This is a genomic window from Devosia geojensis (assembly GCF_000969415.1).
GTDB classification, from domain to species: Bacteria; Pseudomonadota; Alphaproteobacteria; order Rhizobiales; family Devosiaceae; genus Devosia; species Devosia geojensis.
This window is the reverse complement of the sequence record NZ_JZEX01000160.1, coordinates 1-4,966: the sequence shown is the minus strand read 5'-3', so window position 1 is coordinate 4,966 and position 4,966 is coordinate 1. Positions and strand designations below refer to the sequence as shown.

The following is a 4,966-nucleotide window of genomic DNA, read 5'->3' as shown; positions in this document are numbered from 1 at the left end:
GAAGGGTCCCCTCCAGGGGGAGGGGACCCTCCCGGTCATTCGGGCAGGTTACGAGGCTCGCGGCTCGCGCGCGCCCCTCCCCCTTGAGGGGAGGGGTAGGGGTGGGGGGAAGCTGCCGCATACCCCAAGTTGTCATCCCGGCGAAGGCCGGGATCCATCCCTGAACACATCCATATGCATGCAAGACGCCGTCGACCACATGCCCGTTGCGCGTCATTACCATCTTGCGGCTGTGGAGGTATCTCAGGATGGGTCCCGGCCTTCGCCGGGATGATATCGGTGGGGTGGAGGTGATCCTTCGCGTCATGGGCGCTGGCGCTCCGGCCGCTGGAACCGGCCGGTGCCGGGCTCGGCCAGCACATCGGTCCCGTCGAACACCAGCTGCCCGCGCAGGTACGTCGCGCCGACCGTCCAGGGCAGCTCGATGCCGTTGTAGGGGCTCCAGCCGACGACGTTGTGGCCGCTCTCGGCCGCGTCGTAGACCTTGGGGCGGGGCAGGAGCACGGTGATGTCGGCGTCCTTGCCGGGGGCGAGGGCGCCTTTGACGTGGTCGAGGCGGAAGTGTTTGGCGGGGTTGGCGGCCATGAGCCTGGCGGCTGACGTGAGGGGGATGTCGCGCTCAAAAGCGCCCTTGACGAAGAGCGGCACCATGGCTTCGAGGCCGGGCACGCCCGAGGCGTTGGCGAGCATGTCGGGGTTGGTCTTGCGGTCCTCCGACCAGCTCACATGGTCGGTCGAGACCAGGGTGACGTTGCCGGCCGCGACGTGCTGCCAGAGCTTTTCAACCTCGGCGCGCGGGCGTATCGGCGGGTTGATCTTGGCCTTGCCGCCGAGGCGGGCGACGTCGTTCTCCTCGTCGAGCGTGAGATAGTGGATGCAGCACTCGATGGTGGCGGCGTGCCCCTCGTCGCGGTAGCGCCGGGCGATCTCGTAGCCGCGCGACAGCGAGCAGTGGACGACGTGGGCGGGGCAGCCGGTCGCGGCGCCGATCTCGTAGATTTCGAGCGAGGCGAGGAGCTCGGTCAGCGGCGGGCGGGAGAGGCCATGGGCGCGCCAGTCGGTGATGCCGGAGGCCTTGACCTGCTCCATCGCGGCACGCACGAACCCGTCGTCCTCGTTGTGGACGCCGGCGGTGAGGCCGGTGGGCGCGATTGCGGCGAAGCACTCGGCGAGGAGCTTTGGCGGGATACGCGGGAAGCGCTTGGGGTGGGTGCCGAAGGTCGAGAACTTGAAGGCGGCGACGCCCGCTTCCACCATCTCGGGGATGCGGGACGGCCCCTCTTCGGGATCGATGGTGCCGTAGAGGGCGAAGTCGACGCGGGCCTGGGGGGAGGCGTGGTCGACCTTGCGCTGAACGGCCTCTGCCGATGAGACGAGGTTGCCCTCGTCATAGGGCATGTCGACGATGGTGGTGACCCCGCCCGCGGCGGCCGAGCGGGTGGACCAGATGAAATCCTCCTGGTTCTTCTGGCTCAGCGAATGCACCTGCGCGTCGATGGCGCCGGGCAGGATGAGGGCATTGCCGAGCTCGTGCCGCTCATGGGCGGAAGGCGCGCGGCCCTCGCCCACATGCACGACCTTGCCGCCGCGCACGGCGACGTAGCCATCCTCGACGACGAGGTCGGGGAGGACGACGGTGCCGGAGAGGACGAGGTCGAAATCGGACATGGGTTACTCTGCTAAAAAGCCGGTGGCTGCCATCGAACGTGCCATACCTACGATGTCATCCCGGCGAAAGCCGGGAACCGGTACACGCCGAGTTTGCGGGTTTCGCACAACCGCACCAACTCCCACCGGGTCATTCCCGCGAAAGCGGGAATCCCTGTTTGCGCTGTCGATCCCGAAACGGAGGTCCCCGCTTTCGCGGGGATGACCCTGGGGTGGGGACGAGATCGTCGCGCCGACGCTAGGCCTGTGTTTACTGGGTCCCGGCTTCCGCCGGGATGACACGCGGATGGGGGTGTGTGGGTACATCTTACTATTATCATCCCCTTCTCCCCGCTTGCCCGGTCCGCCGCATCAGCATTTGCTCCACGGCAGATAGTCCATCATAGATCAGAACCGCGAGCACGCCGACGATGAGGCCGCCCTGGGCGACGAACGCGGTGTTGTTGGAAAGGAGCCCGGCGATGATAACCTCGCCGAGGGTCCGCGCCGCGACTGTCGAGCCGATGGTGGCGGTAGCAAGCGCGATGACGGTCGACAGGCGTATGCCGGCGAGGATGACGGGCAGCGCTAAGGGCAGCTCGACGCGCATCAGGCGCTGCCGGCCGGTCATGCCCATGCCGCGCGCCGCCTCGGTGACGGCGGGCGGCAAGGTGGTGAGGCCGGTCAGCGTGTTCTCGAAGATCGGCAATAGGCCATAGAGGAAGAGCGCGACGAGGGTCGGTGCGGTGCCGAAGCCGAGGATGGGGACGGCGAGCGCCAGCACGGCGACCGGCGGGAAGGTCTGGCCGATATTGGCGAGGCTGCGCGACAGCGGCAGGAACTCGGCGCCGAACGGGCGGGTGACGAGGATGGCGAGGCCGACGGCGACGAGGGTCGCCACCACCATCGCGGCGGCGACGATGGCGAGGTGGTTGAGGGTGAGGTCGAGGAGGTTCCCCTGGTTGTAGATCACCGGCTGGTTCGGCCGCGCCAGCGGCTGGAAGACGAAGGCGAAGGCCTCGGGCATCACGAGGAAGGCGACGAGCAGCGCCAGCACCACGAGCCGGATGACGAACCCGACGCTCATTGCGGCCTCGCCGCGAGCCGGGCGAGCGCATCGCGGGTGACGCGGCCGAGGGCCTTGCCATCCTCGACGACCGGCAGGGCGTCGCGGCCCGACCAGAGGCACTCAGCATAGGCATCGCGCAGGGTGGCCCCGGCATCGATGGGGGCGCCGGAGGCTTCGCCCGGCTCGATGTGGTCGGCGACCTTGGCGAGCGAGAGCAGGCGGAAGGGCCGGTCGCCGCCGATGAGCTCGGCAACGAACGCGGTCGCCGGATTGGCGATGATCTCCTGCGGCGTTGCGTATTGCAGGAGCTTGCCCGCATCCATCACGGCGATGCGGCTGCCCAGGTGTATGGCCTCCTCCATGTCGTGGGTGACGAGGACGATGGTGGTGCCGAAGCGGCGCTGGATGGCAAGGAGATCCTCCTGCGCCTTGGCGCGGATGACCGGATCGAGCGCACCGAACGGTTCGTCCATGAGGAGGATGGCGGGTTCGGCCGCGAGCGCCCGCGCGACGCCGACGCGCTGCTGCTGGCCGCCGGACAATTCGCTCGGCAGGCGGTCGCGGTATTCGGCGGGATCGAGCTGGAAGAGCGAGAGCAGCTCGTCGACGCGGGCGGTGGACTTGGCCTTGTCCCAGCCGAGGAGGGTGGGAACGGTAGCGATGTTCTCGCCCACCGTCCGGTGCGGGAAAAGGCCATGGCCCTGAATGGCGTAGCCGATGCGGCGGCGTAGGAGATGGGGCGGCTCGGAGCGCGTGTCCTTGCCGTCGATCAGCACTTGGCCGGAGGTGGGCTCGACCAGCCGGTTGATCATGCGCATGAGGGTGGTCTTGCCCGAGCCCGAGGTGCCGACGACGACACAGATCTCGCCGGCGGGAACGGTCAGCGACACCCGGTCGACGACGGCGGTCTCGCCATAGACTTTGGTGAGGTCCTGGATTTCGATCATTACGTGCGCCCCCCGACGCTGACCATTTCGACGAAGGCATCGAGCACAACGGCGGCGGCGAAGGCCAGTGCCACCGTGGGTACGGCGCCGAGGAGGACGAGGTCCATGGCGGTTTGCCCGACGCCCTGGAAGACGAAGACGCCGAAGCCGCCGCCCCCGATGAGCGCGGCGATGGTCGCCATGCCGATGTTTTGGACGAGGACGATGCGGATGCCGGTGAGGATCACAGGGAAGGCTAGCGGCAGCTCGACGCCCATCAGGCGCTGGCGATTGGTCATGCCCATGCCGCGTGCCGCGTCCTCGGCGGCCTCGGGCACGTTCTCGAGCCCGACGACGGTGTTGGCGACGATCGGCAAGAGCGAATAGGCGAAAAGCGCAACCATCGCCGGCGCAATGCCGATGCCGGAAATGCCGATGGCCGAGGCGCCGGGCACGTTGGCCGCCACCCACGCGAGCGGGGCGATGAGGAGGCCGAAAAGCGCGATCGAGGGGATCGTCTGGATGATGTTGAGGACATTGAGCACGCCCGCCCGCAGCGGCCGCACGCGATGGCAGAGGATGCCGAGCGGCACGCCGGCGATCGTTGCGGCCGCGACCGAGCCGAAGGCGAGCAGGAGGTGCGTGCGCCCCTCGTTCCAGAAGGCGGCGGCGCGGTTGGCGTATTCCTTGAGGATCGAGAGATCGTTCCACACCCCGCTCCAGAGGAGGAGCCCAATCGCCACGGTGACGGCGGCGAGGATGCCGATGCGCGCCCAGGGGCGGAACCGCAGGCGCGCCAGGGCGTCGGTGACCATCAGCGCGAAGGCGAAGGTGAGGAGCCAGAAGCCGGCGCCGGGCGAGACGCGCGCGAAGGTGTTGTCCGGGGGCGTCAGGTAGGTCGCCGACTGGCCGACAAGAACGAAGAGAATGGCGAGAACGACGAAGGAGACGGCGAGCTTGACGAGGGGCGCGAAGCGCCCGACCGCGACGAGGCTGCCGATGACGATGGCGGCGATCATCACGCCGGCGGGAAGGACCGCGAGGGCTTCCGTCAGCATCCGCCCTTCGCCGGCCGCGATCCGTGTCGGGCGGAAGACGCTGAACGGCAAGGCAGCGCCCGCTGCCACAATGAGCGCGATGAGGATGCCGAGCTTGTCGAGCGCGGGGATCGGACGGGCAGTGGCGGTGGAAGCAAGGGTCATCGGATGGTGACGGGGCTCGCGGATACCCCCCTCCCAACCCTCCCCCGCAAGGGGGGAGGTGCTGCATCGTGCTTGAGGCATCGTCTGGCCAGGAGCCCGAAAGTTGCCTCCCCCCTTGTGGG

4 protein-coding genes are annotated in these 4,966 nt (G+C 68.5%); all 4 read right to left on the bottom strand.

Annotated elements, in window-relative coordinates; genetic code table 11:
- Nucleotides 1-303: 303 nt before the first annotated feature.
- Entirely contained in the window at nt 304-1,668 is a 1,365-nt protein-coding gene (gene ertD / locus VE25_RS18725; protein WP_046110193.1) for a hydantoin-5-propionate amidohydrolase, read from the bottom strand.
- Between the two features lie 316 nt (nt 1,669-1,984).
- Nucleotides 1,985-2,734, bottom strand: a complete 750-nt coding sequence (locus VE25_RS18720) for an ABC transporter permease (protein WP_046110192.1) — start codon at nt 2,732-2,734, stop codon at nt 1,985-1,987.
- A complete protein-coding gene (locus VE25_RS18715) occupies nt 2,731-3,663 on the bottom strand; it encodes an ABC transporter ATP-binding protein (RefSeq protein WP_046110191.1) in 933 nt (310 codons plus the stop codon). The genes VE25_RS18720 and VE25_RS18715 overlap by 4 nt, the downstream gene beginning before the upstream one ends.
- On the bottom strand, nt 3,663-4,844 hold the full coding sequence (locus tag VE25_RS18710; RefSeq protein ID WP_046110190.1) for an ABC transporter permease: 1,182 nt from the start codon (nt 4,842-4,844) through the stop codon (nt 3,663-3,665). Before VE25_RS18710 ends, VE25_RS18715 begins: the two co-directional genes overlap by 1 nt.
- Nucleotides 4,845-4,966: the final 122 nt, after the last annotated feature.